Genomic DNA, 18,659 nt, shown 5'->3' with positions numbered 1-18,659 from the left:
CACAGTTATTTAGCATTTTAAAGAGATAGCAAAATCCATTATGAACAAGCGATCTATACCACTCAACGTACTGCTACTTTCCATACCATTCTGGCTCCTTGCCGCCTGGAACTATCCCGGTGGCACCAGCTGGGATGCCACTACCGATGGTTTTAGTTTTACTGCCAATTATGTCTCAGCATTATTTCAGCCGCTGGCTTTAAATGGCATGACTAACACCGCCCGTAGCTTCGCCTTTGTTGCCATGTTGCTGTACGCGACCAGCCTTAGCGTAATGTTTTGGCTTATTTCCACTTCGTATCCAAAATCCATCGCCAGCAAGACGGTGCAGATATTTGGGGTGGGTGCTATGGTCTATGCCTTTATTGCGGTGACCACACCGATGCATAATTTGCTAACCATTATCTCGGCAAGCTTTTTAGCGATCGCTATCGTAGGTATGTTGGTTCTGTTGCAGCGGGTAGCTGAGTATAAACAGGTGTTACTGGGCAGCTTTAACCTGCTGTTGCTGGCCATGCTTTCGGCAACAACTAAAGGTAATGTTTTCGTCGAACTAAGCCCGGCAATAGAGTGGCTGCTTTTTCTAAGCGGCGCTGTATGGGTGGCGCTGGTCTATATTGGGGCAACCACACCTGACAATTTGTCAAAACGGATGCGTGAAACTCAGCGCTCAAACTAATTTAAGCGACAGCATAAGGACGTCGGATGTATCAGGGGAGCTGTTTATGTGGTGCGGTAACGATAGAAGTACATGGTGGAATTGAGTCAATTATTCATTGCCATTGCTCAAAGTGCAGAAAAAGCAGCGGCACTGCTTATGCAACAAATGGTTTCGTACGTAAGGCCGGTTTAATGATTAAAACAGGCGAGGAGCAAATGGGTTACTATGAAACCGCGCCTGGCAAAAAACGGCATTTTTGCAAAGTTTGTGCATCGCCAATTTTTAGCAGTAACAACGCTTCGCCAGAGTTATTGCGCTTAAGGCTGGGCATATTAGATTCCGATATTTTGGAACAGCCGATATCACATAACTTTGTGTCTTCCAGAGCAAACTGGGATGACCAGGATGCGCAGCTTCCTCGCTACGATGAACATGAGCCTGGCCGGGCGGTTAAGAAGTAATCATTAACAGGCGGTGCATTACATCAGCTAAAGGTTTCTATCCCACTATCGCAGATGACGACTCCGGTACGTCAAGCATACCGGAGTCGGGGTTTGGTTTAGTGTTTGGGCGGTTGCTCTATTGCTCGGCAGTTAAATGACTAGACTTGATACAACTCCAGCGGCAAACCATCCGGATCCTGAAAAAACGTAAAGCGCTTGCCGGTATATTCGTCTACCCTTACTGGCTCGGTGCTAACACCTTGCTGCTGTAAATAAGCCAGCCAGGCATCCAAGTCTGTTACCGCAAAGGCCAGATGGCGCAGACCCTGCGCTTCCGGGCGGCTGGGGCGGGGTGGTGCGCCTACAAAGCTAAATAACTCCAGCTGACTGCCATCTGGCAGCTGTAAATCCAGCTTCCAGGACTGGCGCGCTGCGCGGTAGTGCTCGGCTAGGATCGTCAGGCCGAGCGTTTCGCTGTAAAACTGCTTGCTACGCACATAGTCGCTGCAAATCAGCGCCACATGGTGAATGCCTTGCATGGCCGGTGGCCGCATTACAGTACCTTTTTAATTTCAGTTTTCAGGTTATCGTCCTTGGTGCTGGCTTGCAGTGGCCGCAGCAGCGCTTCGGCGTCCGGGCGTTGTTCGTTGGCCAGATAAAGCTGAGCTAAGCGAAACTGTGCCCAATCCTGATATTCCGGTAACAGCTCGCTACTCTCGGCGATAAACTGGCGTAGGGCGCCGATGCCTTGCTCCGTTGCTGTTTTACCAATCACCGCAGCGCGGCCCAGTTGATATAACGCCAGCAGTTTACTGCGTAGCGCATCCTTATCGGCCGCTTCCTGTTCGCTGGCGCGCTGGAACTGACCTATCGCCGCCGGATAATCGCGCTTTGCTGCCTGGGTTACGCCCAGTAAGAAATAGGGCTCGGGTCTTTGCTGTAACTCGGGATTAGCTGCTAGTAAAGCCTCGGCCTGCGCCTGATCCTCACGCAGTAACAGTTCCAGCTGTAATAGCTGACCTTTTAGCGGGTTTACCTCAGTAAGTTGTTTGGCCAGCGCCATGGCTTTTGCTTTATCGCCGCCGGCAACACCTGGTGCCTGGGCATAATACTGCGCCAGAGCCTGTAAATATTTGGCTTCTGTTGGGGCCAGTGTATGGGCCGTTTCATAGGCCTTAACACAGCGTTTGGCATGACCGAGAGCGCTTAACATATTCACCTTTTGGGCGGTATTACAGCTGGCGTTCGCATAGTAGAACTGATACTCGGCATTAGTGCCGTCAAGCTTAATGGCTCTTTCCAGCCAGTCGGTGGCCGCTTCGGCTTCACCCAAGGCCAGCTCAGTGCGGCCCAGCGCCGCCAGTAAAAAGGCATCTTTGGTTTTCTTCGTCACTTTAGGCGTCAGCAGGTTTTTTGCCTCGGCATAGGCACCTTGCTGCCATAAGGTTTCCAGTTGTTGTTGCAGTGGCAGTTCGGCCTGCAGACTAAAGCAGCTCAGGCTAAGCAATAAGGTAGCAGTAAGGCGCATCGGTTGGGTTCTCTCTGGCAGTGGCGATGGCAGCAGTGTAGCGCAATCGCCACGCCAGAGTTGTAAATTTTTGTAAGGTTCAGGATGAATAGTGTAACACCCAGTTAATAAACATCTCGGTGCCGGTTTTTAGTGCCTTTTCATCGGCATAAAAGTAGGGCGAGTGGTTGGCTGGCGCCTTGGCCGGATCCTGGCCTTCCGGGGTGATACCCAAAAATACAAACAGGCCAGGCGTTTCCAGCGCATAGTAGGAGAAATCTTCGGCGCCGGTGACCAGCTGACCTTCCAGCACCTTATCCTGGCCGGCGACTTGCTGCAAAATAGGCAGCGAGCGGGCGGTCAGGGCGGCATCGTTAAGGGTAACCGGGTAACCTTCTTCAATTTTAACTTCGGCCGTGGCGCCGGTTGCGGCAGCACTGGCTTCGGCAGCTTGCTTTAACAGGCCAAAAATTTGCTGCCGGATACCCATATCAAAGTTGCGGATAGTGCCTTCCAGATAGACTTCATCCGGAATAATATTATTGCGCACCCCGCCTTCAACGATACCAAAACTCAGCACCGCCGGGGCGCGGGTAATATTAATCTGCCGGCTGACAATGGTTTGCACATTATTGATAATCTGCGCCGCCGCGACGATAGGATCAACACCACCCCAGGGCGCTGAACCATGGGTTTGTTTACCCTTAACGCGGATTTCAAAGCGATCGGACGAGGCCATTAGCGGCCCTTTGCGATACTGCACCACACCGGTATTGGCCGCTGACCAGACATGAATACCAAAGATCGCCTCAGGCTTATGTTTAGCAAACAGGCCCTGCTTTAACATCAGTGCCGCGCCGCCTTCTTCACCGGCTGGTGCGCCTTCTTCGGCCGGCTGGAAAATAAACATCACCTTACCAGTAAGCTGCGCTTTATGCTGTACCAGATATTCGGCGGCGCCCATCAGCATGGCGACATGTAAATCATGGCCGCAGGCATGCATCACGCCCACTTCTTTACCGCGATATTCGCCTTTTGCGGTCGAGCGAAACGGCAGCTCGGTCAGTTCCGTGACCGGCAATGCATCCATATCGGCGCGCAATGCCAGTAGCGGACCCGGTTTACCGCTATCCAAAATGGCCACGACACCGGTATGGGCAATACCGGTTTGTACTTCCAGCCCCAGTTTACGCAAGTGATCCTCGACCACCTTAGCGGTGCGGAACTCGCGGTTACTCAGCTCCGGATGCTGGTGCAGATCGCGTCGCCAACTGATCACCTGTTGCTCCAGCTGCGGACTGATCCGCAGTACTTCGGCGGCATGGCTGTTATTCAGGCTTAACAGGCTACCGGCAAATAAGGCAGCAGCAATAAAGGTCAGTTTCATGGTCAGGCTCCGCGGCAAGGCTAATCGGTCAAGCTAAGCAGAATAGCTAGGCAAAATAGTTAAGCTTCACTATGCGCAAACCTGGCTAATAAATCCAGTGTCTGCTCAATATCGCCGCGGCTGATATCCAAATGACACACCCAGCGCATCCGTTTGAACTGACTACTGGCGCTAGCGTAGTTACTGGCGGTTAGCTGAACCTGATACTGTGCCAAAAAGCGTTGTAGTTCATCGGCCAGTGTCAGCGGCAGTTCGGTAAACAGGATATTGGTTTGTACCGGCAATACCTTGAGTTGGCCGGCAAAGCGGCCTTGCTGGCTTAATGCCTGCAAGCCTTCCGCCAGCAAGCAGGCATTGGCATGATCCTCGGCCAGCCGCTCGATATTATGCTGCAGCGCATACAGGCCGGCTGCGGTAATCACACCCGTCTGTCGCATGCCACCGCCCAGCATTTTGCGAATCCGCCGCGCACGCTGAATAAAGTCGGCAGAGCCTAACAGCAAAGAGCCAACCGGTGCGCCCAGGCCTTTGGATAAACAAATAGAGACTGAGTCATAACCCTGGCAAAGTGCCCGGGCCATCGCCTGCGGGCTAAGCTGATGATTGGGCGCGAGCGCGACCGCCGCATTAAATAGCCGCGCACCATCAATATGACATTGTAAGTGATTCGCTTTGGCTAAGGCGGCGACCTGTTGCATATAACTGAGTGGCAGCACTTTGCCACCGACAGTATTCTCTATCACAATCAGCCGGGTACGGGCAAAATGCAGGTCGTCTGGTTTAATCGCATCCTGAATATCCTGTAGCGCCAGGGTGCCATCGTCCTGCAGTGCCAGCGGTTGCGGCTGAATCGAGCCCAGCACCGCCATACCGCCACCTTCCCATTTATAGGTGTGCCACTGTTGGCCGACAATGGCTTCATCGCCGCGCTGGCAGTGGCTCATCAGCGCAATCAGATTGGTCTGAGTGCCGCTCGGTGCAAACAGCGCTGCGTCAAAACCCAGCATCTTAGCAGCATAGTCTTGTAGGGCTAGCGTCGTGGGGTCATCATTAAATACATCATCGCCCAGCGCGGCGTGAAACATCGCCTCTTTCATGGCGTGGCTGGGGCGGGTTACGGTATCACTGCGAAAATCAGGCATCGGCACGGCTCTCAATCGAACAACACTGGCACTTAAGCTAATTTACTGGCAGGCTAAACACAAGCAGGCTGCGGCCATCAGTAGTGGGCTAACGGCAAAGGTGGAGTAGGAGTAAGATAAGCGTGCATTTTTATCAACCGGCACAGGGTCATGGCCTGGCCCATGATCCGCTAAACAGCATTATTGCCCCGCGACCGATTGGCTGGATTTCCAGTATCAGCGCCGCGGGGCAGGTTAATCTGGCGCCGTACAGCTTTTTTAATTTGTTTAATTACAGCCCGCCGATTATTGGCTTTGCCAGCACCGGCTGGAAAGATTCGGTACAAAATATCCAGCAGAGCGGCGAGTTTTGCTGGAATCTGGTCAGCCGGCCGCTGGCGGCGGCGATGAATCAAACCAGTGCGACAGTGCCGGCTGAGGTCAACGAGTTTGAACTGGCTGGCCTGACGATGGCTGCGTCGCGTTTAGCCCGGCCGCCGCAGGTCGCAGAAAGCCTGATACGCTTTGAATGTAAACTCAGCCAGTTGTTGCCACTCAAGGCCGCCGATGGTCGCGAGTTGCCCACCTGGCTGGTGTTGGGCGAAGTGATAGGGGTGCATATCGCACCGCAACTGCTGGTCAATGGCGTCTTTGATACCTTAGCAGCTGATCCGCTGTTGCGCGGCGGTGGCCCGGGCGAGTACTTTACGCTCAGTGCCAGCCAGAAAATGACTTTGCTCAGACCACAAGTTTAAAGGACAGTAGAATGACATTACGCTATTTGCTTTGTGTACTTGGTTTTGCCGGCAGTGTTGGCGTTTGGGCCAATACCAACCCGCCTGCCGCGTTACCGGATCTGGCACAGCTGGTGCCGGCGGCGTTGCAGCAGTTTGATACACCCGGTATGGCCATCGCGGTGGTAAAGGATGGTCAGGTGTTGCATCTGGCGGGCTTTGGTGAGCGCGATCTGGCAACGGGCGCTCTGGTCGATAGTGAGACCTATTTTCGGCTGGCGTCGGTCAGTAAGGCCTTTACTGCCGCTTCAGTGGCGATTCTGGTCGATGAAGGCAAGCTGAGCTGGGATGACAAGGTGGTGCAGTATTTACCGCAGTTCCGGCTGCAGGATCCCTGGGTAACAGCTGAATTTACCATTCGTGATCTTTTAAGCCAGCGCAGTGGCCTGGCCGGTGCCGCCGGCGACAGTATGATTTGGCCTGAGCCCAGTGGCTTTAGCCGCGAAGAAGTGGTGCATAATCTGCGTTATCTGACGCCGGTCAGCAGCTTCCGGACGCAGTATGCCTATAGCAATGTGCTCTATATTACGGCTGCCGAGCTGGTGGCGAAAGTGGCTGGCGAACCCTGGCAGGATTTTGTCGCCAAACGCATTTTTGCGCCGTTAAATATGCAGTGTTTTGCCGGGGAACAGCCTGCTGCCACCTTGCAAAATATCGCCCAGCCATATCGCTTTAGCGCCGAAGAAGGCTTTGTCACGATCCCGCGTAATGCTATTGACGGCAAGATGCTGATGTCGGCCGCCGCCGGCGGTATTGTTTGCCGTGCCAGCGATCTGGTGCCCTGGTTGCAGTTCTTGCTGGCGCAGTATCAGGGTAAGGCCGCTGCGGGCGCGCCCTTTAGTCAGACGCAGTTGCTGCAAATGTGGGCGCCGCAAACTCTGATGGCGGTGGGCAGTAATGACCGCGAGCTGGATCAGGTTAATTTTGCCGCCTATGGTCTGGGCTGGCGCATGGCTGATATGCATGGCGTTAAAGTGGTGCATCATACCGGCACCTTGTCTGGGTTTCAGGCGCATCTGGTTTTAGTGCCGGAGCGGCAGCTGGGTTTTGTGGTGCTGAACAATGGTTCAAATAGTGGTGCCCGTCAGGCGGTGGTGCAAAGCCTGTTAAAGCATTATCTGGCGCCTGGCCAGCAACAAGACTGGGTGGCGTTTTATGCCGCGCAGCAACAGCGGGCGGCGGGTCGGCCGGCTGCGGCACAACCTGTTGGTACCGGCGAGGTACTGCTGGCGCTGCAGGAGTATGCTGGCAACTATAACGACAACTGGTTTGGTGGCATGCTGATTGCTCAGGACGCGCAGGGGTTAAGCCTGCAATCGGCGCGAATGATTAATCTGCAAGGTCGGCTGGAACCTTTTGCCGATCATAGCTTTATCGTGCGATGGACTGATCCTAATGTCGCCGGGCCGGCGTTAATCCACTTTCAGTTGAATAACCGCCGTCAGGTTACCGGCTTTACGCTGGAACCCTATGCGGCTGAGCCGGGTGAGCGGCATAGCTATCGTGATATGCGCTTTCGGCGCCGGTAACACTAAAATAACCGGGCGGCGATGAGCTGCCCTGGTCCGCTCTGAATGGCTTACCTCCAGTTTTTTAAAGTGGCGTCCGCATCTTGCCACTTATCGTGTTTTTTACTGCTTTTAGCTTAATTTTGCCGCAATTTCTCTGGTCGGTTGATCGCAGATGTTGTATTAACGTAAATTGCTAACCGGAGGTGGAAACAGTGTTCAGAATTTTCATTAGCATGCTGTTGTGCTGCTGTATCAGTACCGCAGTCTGGGCGCACAGCAGTGGCTGGCACGAAAGTAAGCACATCAGGGCTGAGCTGGTCAGCGAGTATCAGCAAGTGATGCCGGGGCAAAAACTGCTGTTGGCGTTGCATTTTATTCCAGATGAACACTGGCATACCTATTGGCAAAACCCCGGTGACTCGGGCTTACCTACCAGTATTAGCTGGCAGTTACCCGAAGGCGTGAGCACCGGCCCTATCCAGTGGCCGACACCGCAGGCGTTTTCTATTCCACCGCTAATGAACTACGGTTTCGCTGGTCCGACTATCCTGCTGACAGAATTAACAATACCACTCGATTATACCGACAGCAGCCTGCCGATTAAGGCCAAGGTTGATTGGTTGGTCTGTGAGGAAATTTGTATCCCGGCAGATGCCGAATTGCAGCTAGAGCTGACAGTGGGTTCAGCGGCAGTACTTTTTGATAGTGCGACTGCGCTGGTCGCCCGGGGTAAAAGCAGCCAGCCGTTGCCATTAGCGGTACGCGGCAGCTTTGATACTGCCGGCGGCAGCTTCTCTGCGGCGGTTAGCGGTTTGCCGGATGTCGATTTTCAACAGTTTTTTGTCGCCGCCACTGAGCTGGTGGATCATGCTGCACCCCAACAACTGGTATTCAGCGAAGGGGAGTGGTTACTGCGGCAAAACCTGAATACCTATTTTACCCGTGCAGCGGACAGTTTTGAGTTGGTGCTGGTCAGTGGTAATGGCCAGGGCTACAGCTTGCTGTTAGAGGCGGTAGCTGAAAGCAGCCCTGCCGCTGCGGCGGAAAGCACTAGCCTGTGGCTGGTTCTGCTGATGGCTGCCGCCGGCGGTCTGATTCTAAATCTGATGCCTTGCGTATTTCCGGTGCTGTCACTCAAAGCGTTAAGTATCGCCGCAAATAGCGGTCAGCGTGCTGAGCAACGCCGTGATGCGCTCTGGTACACGCTAGGCGTGGTACTGAGTTTTGTCAGTTTGGCGCTGTTATTACTGGCACTGCGCGCGGCCGGTTCGGCAGTGGGCTGGGGCTTTCAGTTACAAAGCCCCTGGCTGGTGGCTTTATTGGCGTATTTACTGTTTGCCCTGGGCTTAAGTTTATCCGGTGTAGTGCAATTTGGCCTTGGCCTGATGAGTGCCGGCAGCGAGTTAACTCAGAGCAAAGGCACCAAAGGCAGCTTTTTTACCGGTGTGCTGGCCGTGGTGGTGGCCAGCCCCTGTACCGCGCCCTTTATGGGTGGAGCCTTAGGTTATGCCGTCACCCAGCCGCCGCTGTTAGCCTTACTGGTCTTTGTCGCACTGGGCTTGGGGATGGCGCTGCCGTTTTTATTGCTTGCTTACTTGCCAGCTTTAGCCCGCGCGTTGCCAAAACCCGGCGCCTGGATGGATACCTTAAAGCAGCTGTTGGCGTTTCCGCTGTATTTAAGCGCGGTCTGGCTGGTTTGGGTATTTGGCCGTCAGGCGGGTATCGATGCGGTCGCTGTACTGCTCTGCGGTATGGTGGCAATCGCTGCTGCCTGCTGGTTATACGGTAGTTGGCAATTTAGCCGCGCCGGCTGGAGCCGCCCGCTGTTGGCGGCGCTGCTACTCTTATTATCGGTTGGGGTATTGCGCTTAGTGCCGGACAGTGCGACACCGGCCGCAGCGGCGGCAGATGCGCACTGGCAAGCCTGGAGCCCGGGTAAACTGGCGCAGCTGAGACAAAGCGGCAAACCAGTATTGGTGAATATGACCGCCGATTGGTGCATTACCTGTCTGGTCAATGAGCGGGTGGCGCTAAATACCGAAAGCAGTAAAGCAGCGCTGGCGCTGTATGATGTGACCTATTTAAAAGGCGACTGGACGCGGCGTGATGCCGATATTACCGCCTATTTGCACCAGTACCAGCGCGATGGCGTGCCGCTATATGTGTTGTATTGGCCCGGGCAGACACCAGAAGTCTTACCGCAGATTTTAACGCCGGATACGCTCCGGCAAACTTTAGAGCGGCTGAGTAATCAGTAAGGTCGCCCGTTTTTAAACGCAACAGGAGTCTATGATGAAAAAAATGAAATTGTTAGCTCTGGCCGCTGCCGCGGTCTTTGCTGGTAGCCTGGCTGCCGCGCCGCAGGTTGGTCAACCGGCACCGGCTTTTACCGTAAAAGATTCCGCCGGTCAGGTGCATAGCCTGCAGGATTTCGCCGGTAAGAATGTGGTGCTGGAGTGGACCAATCACGATTGCCCCTTTGTAGTAAAACACTATCAGGGCAATATGCAGCAACTGCAAAAAGATCTGACGGCGCAAGATGTGGTGTGGTTGAGTGTGATCTCCTCGGCACCGGGTAAGCAAGGCCATGTGAATCAGGCAAAATCTGATGAGTTGACCAGCAGCCGTGGCGCCGCGCCAACAGCGGTTATTTTTGATGAAGACGGCGTGATGGGTAAAGCCTATGATGCCCGCACAACACCACATATGTACGTGATCGACAAAAACGGTGTACTGCAGTATATGGGCGGTATTGATAGCATTCCGTCTGCTAAAGTAGAAGATATCCAAACGGCAACGCCGTACTTTGCCAATGCGGCCAAAGCGGTACTGGCCGGGCAGGCGCCGGATCCGGCAGTAAGCCGGCCTTATGGTTGCAGCATTAAGTACTAAGCGATTGTTCTCCGCGTTGATGCTATTTGCTTCAGCGCGGAGAACATTGAAGAGTGGGTTGTTAATCGGTTTGCAGCGCAGTGATGGGATCCAGCTCCGAGGCTTTAATCGCCGGATAGACGCCAAAGGCGATACCAATCAGCGCACAAATGCTAAAGCTCAGCACTATCGCCGGTAGCGACCAGGACACCGCCCAGCCGGAATAAAAGGCGATTAATTCCGACAGAATAATGCCGAACAGAATACCCGCAATACCGCCAACAATAGCAATGGTAAAGCTCTCGGCGACAAACTGCAGTTTAATATCACGTTTGGTGGCACCAATGGCCCGCAATAAGCCAATTTCTTTGGTCCGCTCCAGTACGGTCGCCAGCATAATATTCATAATACCGATACCGCCCACCAGCAACGAAATACCGGCGACACAGGACATGACGATATTAAAAATTTTCTGGGTTTGTTCCTGCTGTGCCAGTAAGGCCGCCGGCACCACGATCCGATAATCATCAATATCATTATGGCGCTGCAGTAGCAAAGCGTTAAGAGCCTGCGCTATCACTGCGGTATTGGCGCCCTCAGCCAGTTGTAAGCGGAACGAACTTAGCTCAGCATCCAGCGGTATACTGCGAAAGCGGTTACGGGCGGTTTGCAGCGGCATAAACAACTGGTTCTGTTCACCGCCGAGTTTAATACCCTGAAATTCATTCTGGCTGGTGAAGGGCTCGGCCAGCACGCCAATCACCTGTAGCCAGACATGGTTAACCTTCACGTATTTTCCCAGCGCTTCGCCGTCCGGAAACAAGCTGCCAGCCATCTGCGAGCCAAGGATCGCCACCTGGGCCGCGTACAGATCTTCCAGTTCAGTAAAGTTACGCCCGGCCGCCAGTGGCAGACTACTCAGCTCCAGGTAGCTGGGTAAGACACCGACCGCAACACCCTCACTTTTGCCGCTATGGCTGATAATGGCATAGGTTTCCAGCTTGCGTTCGGCACTGTGGCCGGTGATATCCGGTAGCGTGCTGACCGCCGCCTGCAGATCGCTCTGACTGACTCCCAGTGAATGTTTACGATGCTCGAGCAGGGTTTTCTCATCAAAGCTTTTACTTTCGACGATAATATTGCGCAGGCCCATGGTTTCAATGGTTTTTAAGGCTTCGCGCTCTGCGCCTTCACCAATATTCAACATGGCGATCACTGCGCCAACACCGAAGATCATGCCCAGTAAGGTCAGGAAGGTGCGTAACTTATGCTGCGCCAGTTCGGCCAGTGTATCTTTGAGCATTGCACTATGTTGCATATTAATTCTCCGGTGCCAGCAGGCTGATGCGATCACCGGCTTTCAGGCCAGCGGTAATTTCGGCATGTGTCAGACTCTTCGCACCCAAACTCACGTCCTGACGGGTTAAACTTGTGCCTTGCTGTTTCCAGACATATTGCCCCTGCTCATCGCTAAACACCGCTTGTAATGGCACGGTCAGCACCTGCGTTAAACGGTTCGCCAAAATATCGGCGCGCACTTTCGCACCCGGCAAGAAGAAGCTTTGCTGGCTGTCTGGCGCCACGATCACTTCGATATAGCGGCGGGGATCCCGCCGCTCGCGGGATTGCGCCACCTGGCCCACGCTGACAATTTTACCCTGCAGTACCTGTTCCGGTTGTGCGGTGAGCCGGAATGACACCGGCTGCTCCGTGGCCAGACCAACGGCTTCCTGTTCAATAATTTGTAACTTCAGGTGCTGTAAACTGAGATCGGGGATGCTCCCCAGCTTTTCACCGGGAAACACCATGCGACCGACCTCTGGTTTTTCACCGCGCCAGTTGCTGTCGTAGAGCAGGATGCCGCTGTGCGGCGCCCGGATTTCCAGCGCTGACAAGCCGGTTTCGGCTTGCTCTAGCAAACTTTGTTGCTGACCTTTTTGCAATTGCAGTAAGTCCAGCTCGCCCTGCGAGCGGGCGGCAAAGCTTTGTTGCTGCCAGTTAAGGTAGGCTTGCTTTTCACCAAGAAACTCTTTGTTTTGCAGTGAATCGAGAATTTCCAGCCGCGAACGGATTTGGATATCATCAATACTAAAGCGATCGGCGAAAGCAAATTCCTGCTGCACCAGCCGTTGATCCAACCCAATATTGGCCAGTTCTGCTGCTTGCTGGGTACCTTTAAATTGCTGATCAGATGACACTGAGGCCAGGGCGTTACTCGCATCACGGCGACTGCGCTCCAGTTGGGTGGCATCAAAGCGGATCACCAAATCGCCCGGCGCAATACTGCTGTACTCGGGGGCTAATTCGGCAATAAAACGTGGGCCGCGGGTATTTTGTGGCGCATTAATGCTCACCGAGTTCACGGCAAAGAGCTCACCTTCGGCACTAATGCGGTGCTCCAGCTCACCCTGGCTGACTGTGAGCAGTGGCTGCGTTTGCGCCGGATCGGCACAGCCGGTAAGCAGCAGGGCGCAAAGGCAGAGATTCAGCGCGGAGTTTTTTAATAGACGCATTTAGTTCGCTCCCTGCGACAGACGAATCACTAAACGGGCGCTCATACCGGGGCGCATAATGCTTAAGTCCGGTTCATCCAGTTTAATGCTGGCGTCGACCACCCGGCTCAGGTTCTCGGCAGATTTATTGCGTACCGCCTTGCCCAGGTCAGTCAGTACCCCACTAAAGTTACGCTCCGGATAGGCATCCAGCGTGATTTGTACACTCAGGCCCGGTTGCAGGTACTTCAAATCCACTTCGTCAATTTCGGTTTTAATATACAAACTTTCTAACTGACTGACCTCGGCAATAGGTTGCCCGAATTGCACAGTATCGCCAACGGAAGATTTCTCGCCGTTATAGTCCGGTAAATACACCATAATACCGGCATAGGGGGCTTTGATTTGTAACGAGGCGAACTCGGCCTGCAGTTGCTGGACTTCAGCAGTTAAGCGGGCAATTTTTGATGAGATAATCTGCTTTTCTGCTTCGCGTTGCTGCTGATGAAAATCCAGCCGGCGCTGTGCCAGCTGGTATTGGCTTTTTGCCAGCGTAAAGTCAATTTGTGCTTTGCGTCTGCCATTTTCTGAGCGGGAATGATCGACGATTTCTGCCTTGCGTTGTTCCCGGTCATGATCGTTTTTGCGTTCTGCCAGTTGCAGCTTCAGCTCTTCATAGCGCTGCTCATCAGTGGTGAGACGGTTTGCCAACTCTTGCTGCGCACTTTTCAGTTCGATACTTTTATTGCGTAAATCATCCTGCAGGCTCTGACCATCAAAGCTGATGACCGGCATGCCGGGCTGCAGCATGCTGCTCTCCGGTGCCATTTCGCGGATGTTAAACTGCCACATCCGACCGACAGCCGGTGGTGAAACAGTAAAAAATGTAGCGGCTGCCAGTTGTCCGGTGGCCCGAACCTGTTGCCGTTGCTGCTGCTCTTTGACTTGTTCTGCCGGTTTGCTACAGGCGCTAAGCCCAAGCAGGCCCAGGCTAAGCAGAGTAATACGAAGATATAGGTAGCGTGCTGTCATTAGCGGGCCTCCAGTAGTAAGCCCATGCCCAACATCGGTTGGCTAATAGGTAAGCTTTCAGCCGTGAACTTAGCGCGATAGTACAAGGCATTACCCCAAGCCTGACGCTTTTCACCCTGACCGGCTAATTCCTGTAATTGCAGTGCGAACTGTTGTTCCGGGGCGATATCAAAGCGGGCACTGATCTGGCTGGCCTGCCGCAAGCGGCCGACATCGACCTCATGTACCCAGGCCTCAACGTACAAGCCTTGTTGTTCTGTTACCTCGGCAATTAACCAGCCCGGCTGTGCGGTGACGCCGGCGAATAACTTAGTGCGGTACCAGGGATGCAAACTATAACTGATGGCGCCATCACGTTCGGCATACACACTCATTTTACTGAGGTTTTGTTCGGCCTCGGCCAGCTCAGCGGCGGTTTTTTCGATCACCAGTTGTTGCTTATACAGGGCATTTTGTTGCTCCTGCCGCGCCGTTACCAGGGTTTCCTGAGCTTTTTTCAGCTCGGTGCGGGCACGTTGCTGAGTTAACTGATTATTTTCGTAATCATATAAGCTCAGGTTTGTTTTGGGTACAGCAGCATCAATATCGGCCTTTTCCAGCAGTAACTGCCGCCGCTCCAGTTCATACTCGGCTTCCAGCACCTTTAAGGCGTGCTGGCTTTCCAATTGCTTATACTGTTCCTGCGCACTTATCAGGGATGTTTTCAGGCGTTCAATATTGGCCTGAATAGTGCCGGCATCGAATACCGCGACCAGATCGCCGGCCTGTACGGCTTCATTTTCCGGTTTTAGCCACTGCACCTGAATGCGCCAGGTGTCGCTCATCGGCGCCACGATATTTTGCCGGTATTCCGATACCAGGCTGCCGGTTAACAGCAGCGGTAATGGCTGCTCGGCTTGCTGACTGAGTGCCAGCGCAAAGACAAAACTCAGACTGAACATCCGCTATCCTCCAAGATCTGACCGTCGCGCATCCGGATCACCCGTTGTGCATAGGCGGCGATATCATCTTCGTGCGTTACCATCACCACGGTATTGCCCTGGCGATGTAACTCGGTTAACAGCTGCATAATTTCGACTGAGGTTTTACTGTCGAGGTTGCCGGTCGGCTCGTCGGCAAAGATCACCTTGGGGTTATTGATTAGGGCGCGGGCGATAGCAACGCGCTGGCGCTGGCCGCCGGACATCTCGGCAGGTTTATGGTGCATACGGTGGCCCAGACCAACCTGCTGTAACAAGGTTTCGGCCCGTTGTAATGCCTGCTCAGCCGGCGTAGCGGTATAGCGCAGCGGTAGCGCCACGTTCTCGGCCGCGCTAAGGCGTGGTAACAGGTGAAAAGACTGGAAAATAAAACCGATATGCTGATTACGCATGGCGGAGAGGGCGGCGTCATCCAGTTGGCTGACATCGGCGCCGGCTAACTGATAGCTGCCACTGCTTGGCGTATCCAGGCAGCCAAGAATGTTCATTAGTGTCGATTTGCCGGAGCCGGAGCTGCCCATAATGGCAACAAATTCGTTTTCAGCAATTTGCAGACTGACATCCCGTAACGCCTGCACCTGGGTATCGCCACTGCCAAATACTTTGCTAAGTGCTGAGGCCTGGATCATCGCTTTCCCTGTTGTAATAGTTTATTAACAACAGTCTGCCATAGCCGGGCCAGCTACGACCAGTAAGGTCGCAGCGAAAAATGTAAGCAGTTATTTCAGGAACAGCGCACCTGCGTTAGGTACTTATAGCGCAAATTGCTGCACCAGCGACAACACGGCGTCCATTTGCGCTAACTGTGCCCGTTGCATAATCAGGGCCCGCCCCAACTCAATAGCCCGGAGCTCCGCCTCTGCCCGCTTACTGGCATCGGTAATTTTCTCCAGATCAGCGACATGCGCCAAGCCAACGGTACGGCGGATCAGCTCACAACCGGCGTAACCCAGACTATCGGCCAATACCTGTTGTAAAAAGTGTTGCTGGTAGCGGCTGTTTTGCAAGGCGCTGTCTTGCGTTTCGCTGGCCATTAACTGGCTAAACTGCGCAGCAAATTGCTGCCAGAGCTCACGGATTTGCGCTAATAAATAGGCTTGTTGCTGCTCTGCTTGTTCTGGCGCAAACAGACCGGGGCAGGCGACGTAGTTTAGCAATAAGTTACCGAGCAGGGACCCGATATCAAAGCCGATCGGGCCATAAAAGCCAAACTCGGCGTCGATGACTTTGCAGTTATCCGCATTAATAAAGATACTGCCGCTATGCACATCACCATGCAGCAAGGCCTGGGGTTTGGACAAAAAGTCGGCCTTTAGCGCCGCCACCTCGGCCTGCAGTTCTTCGTCCTGCCATAGCTGGCGTGCCCGCGGCAGAATCAGGGTATGGATAGTATTGCGCTCGTGATTACAGTATGGGTCGGTAAAGAATAAATCCTCGGTGATCAGGCACAGCTCTGGGTTGATAAAGCGGGCCACGGCGGCTTTTTTAACCGGGCCGCTCAGCACAAAATCACTGCTGTAAAACAAGGTTTGTGCCAGATAGCTTGCCATTTGGCTGGCCAGATGCGCAAAGGTTTTGCCCTTGACCAGTTCGCTGCGCAAAATCTGATACTGCTTCAGATCTTCCATTAAAATAGCCGATAACGCCGGATCAAAATGCAATACTTCCACCGTATGTTGTGGGCAAAAGCGGCCATGCTGCTGCAACACTTCGGCCTCGATCCGGGCGCGGTCGGTGCTAAGCGGCCAGCTTTCCCCCACGCAACGGGCATAGGGTAATGCCTGCTTGACGATCAGCGAGGTGCCTTTATCATTGCTGACCCGGAATACCAGATTCAGATTACCGTCGCCAAATTCGACGGCAGATAATTTACTGTGATCGCCAAAGAGTTCACTATGCCGGTCCGCAAAACGTAACGCATCGTCCGGGGTAAAGATATGATAAGCCGTCATCGGGTTGCCTCAATCACTTGCTCAGGGGTAAACAGGGCTGCATAATCGCAAAACATCCAGACGTCTGCAACGCCAAATGAGATAAAACAGATGAAAAACCTGACCGCCTTAAGCCTGAAACTAGTCGAGCATCAGCTTTATGTGCTGGACCAAACTTTACTGCCCCAGCAACAGCAATGGTTGCATTGCACTACCGTGCCACAGATGGTGAGCCTGATCAAGAACTTACAATTGCGTGGTGCGCCGGCTATTGGCATTGGCGCTGTGCTGTTACTGGCCTACCGCGCCTTACAGGGGGATAGCCGCGAGCAGCTGCTGCAAGACGCCGCTGTGCTGCGCGCGGCAAGGCCCACCGCAGTCAATTTAATGAATAACCTGGACAGCATGCTGGTGGCGCTGGCGCAGCCGGATTTTGTCGCGGCGGCAGTGGCCTGTGCAGAAGCCTTGTTTGCCGAAGATGTGGCGTTATGTGAACAACTGGCCGCAAATGGAGCTGCGCTGGTGCAACCCGGCGAGCGGCTACTGACGCATTGTAATACCGGTGGCCTCGCCACTGCTGGTGTTGGCACTGCGCTGGGGGTGATTCGGCTGGCGCAGCAGCAGGGCAAAACTATCCGGCTCTGGGTAGATGAAACCCGGCCGTTATTGCAAGGCGGCCGGCTGACAGCCTGGGAATGCGAACAGCTGGGCATTCCCTATCAGCTGATTTGCGACAATATGGCGGCGATGTTAATGGCACGCGGTGAGGTGGATCGGATCTTTGTTGGCGCCGACCGTATTGCCGCCAATGGCGACTTTGCCAATAAAGTCGGTACCTATAGCCTGGCGGTGCTGGCGCATTATCATCAGGTGCCGTTTTATGTGGTGGCACCGCGTACTACGATCGACCTGGCCTGTCCGGATGGGGGGGCTATTCCCATCGAGCAGCGCGCTGCGGATGAAGTACGCGGTGTGTCAGGTGCCTTTGGCCAAACGCTGTGGGCGCCGGCGCAGGCCGCGGTATTTAACCCGGCCTTTGATGTGACACCGGCGAAGCTGGTCACCGGCTGGGTACTGGATAGCGGGGTATATAACCAGCAGCAAATTGCTGCCGGTGTGCTACAGCAACTAAACTATTAAGTCGGCGTTAATCACTCAAGTCGCACAGTATGCCGGTATTACAGTAGGGTACTGGCAATAAGGAGAATGAAGATGCAAAGCAAGGCAGCAACAATACTGGGTTTTAGCCTGATACTCGGGCTGGCGGCACTGGGATTTCTGGTGCAGCAAATGGCGGTAAAATTTAAAGAATATGAGCGGGTGGTCAATGTAAAAGGCCTGGCCGAGCAGGAAGCGGCAGCCGATACCGTAATTTGGCCGATCCAGTTTACGGTGGCCGATAATCAGCTGGGCAGCTTATTTGAAACCCTGGAGCAGCAAAGCGGCCTAATTACGGCGTTTTTGCAACAGGGCGGTGTCGAGGCCAGTGCCATCAGCCGTGCCGCGCCAAATGTGATTGATAAAAAAGCACAGCAGTATGGTGAAGGCGATCGGGCGGAGTTTCGCTATATCGCCAGCCAGACGCTAACGGTTTATAGTAAGGATGTGGCAAAAATCCGCGGCCTGATCAGTGCTATCGGCCAACTGGGGCGCCAGGGTATTGTCTTTAATCAGGATCCTTACCAGAACCGGGTGGAATACAGCTTTACGGCACTGAATGAGCTAAAGCCACAGATGATTGAAGAAGCGACCAAGCAGGCGCGCGAAGTGGCGTTAAAATTTGCGCAGGATTCACAAAGCCAGCTGGGAAAAATCAAAACCGCTTCGCAAGGGCAGTTTTCGATTAGCGACCGGGATGCCAATACACCCCATATTAAAAAGGTACGCGTAGTGACCACAGTTGAGTATTATCTGTCTGACTAGGGGTTG

The 18,659-nt window shown here is 53.8% G+C and carries 18 protein-coding genes; 8 read left to right on the top strand and 10 right to left on the bottom strand.

What is annotated here, in order from left to right; genetic code table 11:
• Window positions 1–40: 40 nt before the first annotated feature.
• The gene (locus tag AEST_RS13740; RefSeq protein ID WP_008609754.1) at window positions 41–679 is read left to right on the top strand and encodes a hypothetical protein; all 639 of its coding nucleotides are present in this window, start codon (window positions 41–43) and stop codon (window positions 677–679) included.
• A 26-nt stretch (window positions 680–705) separates the two neighbouring features.
• Window positions 706–1,122, top strand: coding sequence for a GFA family protein (locus AEST_RS13735; RefSeq protein ID WP_039925541.1), 417 nt, complete (start codon window positions 706–708; stop codon window positions 1,120–1,122).
• Between the two features lie 140 nt (window positions 1,123–1,262).
• Here the strand turns inward: AEST_RS13735 and gloA2 are convergent, their stop codons facing one another.
• The 4 genes from gloA2 to ltaE all read right to left on the bottom strand — a co-directional run bounded on the left by gloA2 (window position 1,263) and on the right by ltaE (window position 5,140).
• The gene (gene gloA2 / locus AEST_RS13730) at window positions 1,263–1,658 is read right to left on the bottom strand and encodes an SMU1112c/YaeR family gloxylase I-like metalloprotein (RefSeq protein WP_008609752.1); all 396 of its coding nucleotides are present in this window, start codon (window positions 1,656–1,658) and stop codon (window positions 1,263–1,265) included.
• Window positions 1,658–2,632 (bottom strand): tetratricopeptide repeat protein, encoded by a 975-nt coding sequence (locus AEST_RS13725; RefSeq protein WP_008609751.1) that lies wholly within the window; start codon window positions 2,630–2,632, stop codon window positions 1,658–1,660. The genes gloA2 and AEST_RS13725 overlap by 1 nt, the downstream gene beginning before the upstream one ends.
• 79 nt (window positions 2,633–2,711) lie before the next feature.
• Entirely contained in the window at window positions 2,712–3,998 is a 1,287-nt protein-coding gene (locus AEST_RS13720; protein WP_008609750.1) for an amidohydrolase, read from the bottom strand.
• Between the two features lie 59 nt (window positions 3,999–4,057).
• A complete protein-coding gene (ltaE, locus tag AEST_RS13715; protein WP_039925540.1) occupies window positions 4,058–5,140 on the bottom strand; it encodes a low-specificity L-threonine aldolase in 1,083 nt (360 codons plus the stop codon).
• A 122-nt stretch (window positions 5,141–5,262) separates the two neighbouring features.
• Between ltaE and AEST_RS13710 the strand changes: the two genes are divergently transcribed.
• The 4 genes from AEST_RS13710 (at window position 5,263) to AEST_RS13695 (ending at window position 10,316) form a co-directional block, all read left to right on the top strand.
• Window positions 5,263–5,874 carry a flavin reductase family protein gene (locus AEST_RS13710; RefSeq protein WP_008609747.1) on the top strand — a complete coding sequence of 204 codons (612 nt, stop codon included), beginning with the start codon at window positions 5,263–5,265 and terminating at the stop codon, window positions 5,872–5,874.
• 11 nt (window positions 5,875–5,885) lie between these two features.
• The gene (locus tag AEST_RS13705) at window positions 5,886–7,442 is read left to right on the top strand and encodes a serine hydrolase (RefSeq protein ID WP_008609746.1); all 1,557 of its coding nucleotides are present in this window, start codon (window positions 5,886–5,888) and stop codon (window positions 7,440–7,442) included.
• A 194-nt stretch (window positions 7,443–7,636) separates the two neighbouring features.
• Window positions 7,637–9,682 (top strand): protein-disulfide reductase DsbD family protein, encoded by a 2,046-nt coding sequence (locus tag AEST_RS13700; RefSeq protein WP_008609745.1) that lies wholly within the window; start codon window positions 7,637–7,639, stop codon window positions 9,680–9,682.
• A gap of 34 nt (window positions 9,683–9,716) precedes the next feature.
• Entirely contained in the window at window positions 9,717–10,316 is a 600-nt protein-coding gene (locus AEST_RS13695; RefSeq protein WP_008609744.1) for a redoxin domain-containing protein, read from the top strand.
• Between the two features lie 61 nt (window positions 10,317–10,377).
• On the opposite strand, the gene AEST_RS13690 is transcribed toward AEST_RS13695, so the two are convergent.
• The 6 genes from AEST_RS13690 to mtnK form a co-directional block, all read right to left on the bottom strand.
• Window positions 10,378–11,613, bottom strand: a complete 1,236-nt coding sequence (locus AEST_RS13690; protein ID WP_008609743.1) for an ABC transporter permease — start codon at window positions 11,611–11,613, stop codon at window positions 10,378–10,380.
• Window position 11,614: 1 nt separating this feature from the next.
• Window positions 11,615–12,808: an efflux RND transporter periplasmic adaptor subunit gene (locus AEST_RS13685; RefSeq protein ID WP_008609742.1), complete on the bottom strand. Its 1,194-nt coding sequence runs from the start codon at window positions 12,806–12,808 to the stop codon at window positions 11,615–11,617.
• Window positions 12,809–13,819, bottom strand: coding sequence for an HlyD family secretion protein (locus AEST_RS13680; RefSeq protein WP_008609741.1), 1,011 nt, complete (start codon window positions 13,817–13,819; stop codon window positions 12,809–12,811).
• A complete protein-coding gene (locus tag AEST_RS13675) occupies window positions 13,819–14,760 on the bottom strand; it encodes an HlyD family secretion protein (protein ID WP_008609740.1) in 942 nt (313 codons plus the stop codon). Before AEST_RS13675 ends, AEST_RS13680 begins: the two co-directional genes overlap by 1 nt.
• The gene (locus AEST_RS13670; protein ID WP_008609739.1) at window positions 14,748–15,428 is read right to left on the bottom strand and encodes an ABC transporter ATP-binding protein; all 681 of its coding nucleotides are present in this window, start codon (window positions 15,426–15,428) and stop codon (window positions 14,748–14,750) included. Before AEST_RS13670 ends, AEST_RS13675 begins: the two co-directional genes overlap by 13 nt.
• Before the next feature lie 123 nt (window positions 15,429–15,551).
• Window positions 15,552–16,751 (bottom strand): S-methyl-5-thioribose kinase, encoded by a 1,200-nt coding sequence (gene mtnK / locus AEST_RS13665; RefSeq protein ID WP_008609738.1) that lies wholly within the window; start codon window positions 16,749–16,751, stop codon window positions 15,552–15,554.
• Between the two features lie 90 nt (window positions 16,752–16,841).
• Here mtnK and mtnA point away from each other — a divergent pair, with 90 nt between their 5' ends.
• Together mtnA and AEST_RS13655 are read left to right on the top strand one after the other, a co-directional pair.
• The gene (gene mtnA / locus AEST_RS13660; RefSeq protein WP_008609737.1) at window positions 16,842–17,870 is read left to right on the top strand and encodes an S-methyl-5-thioribose-1-phosphate isomerase; all 1,029 of its coding nucleotides are present in this window, start codon (window positions 16,842–16,844) and stop codon (window positions 17,868–17,870) included.
• A gap of 72 nt (window positions 17,871–17,942) precedes the next feature.
• Window positions 17,943–18,653 (top strand): SIMPL domain-containing protein, encoded by a 711-nt coding sequence (locus AEST_RS13655; RefSeq protein WP_008609736.1) that lies wholly within the window; start codon window positions 17,943–17,945, stop codon window positions 18,651–18,653.
• Window positions 18,654–18,659 lie beyond the last annotated feature (6 nt).

The sequence above is a fragment of the Alishewanella aestuarii B11 genome, assembly GCF_000280055.1.
Classification (GTDB): Bacteria; Pseudomonadota; Gammaproteobacteria; order Enterobacterales; family Alteromonadaceae; genus Alishewanella; species Alishewanella aestuarii.
The sequence above is the reverse complement of the archived record's forward strand: the minus strand, read 5'-3'. Positions and strand labels throughout refer to the sequence as shown.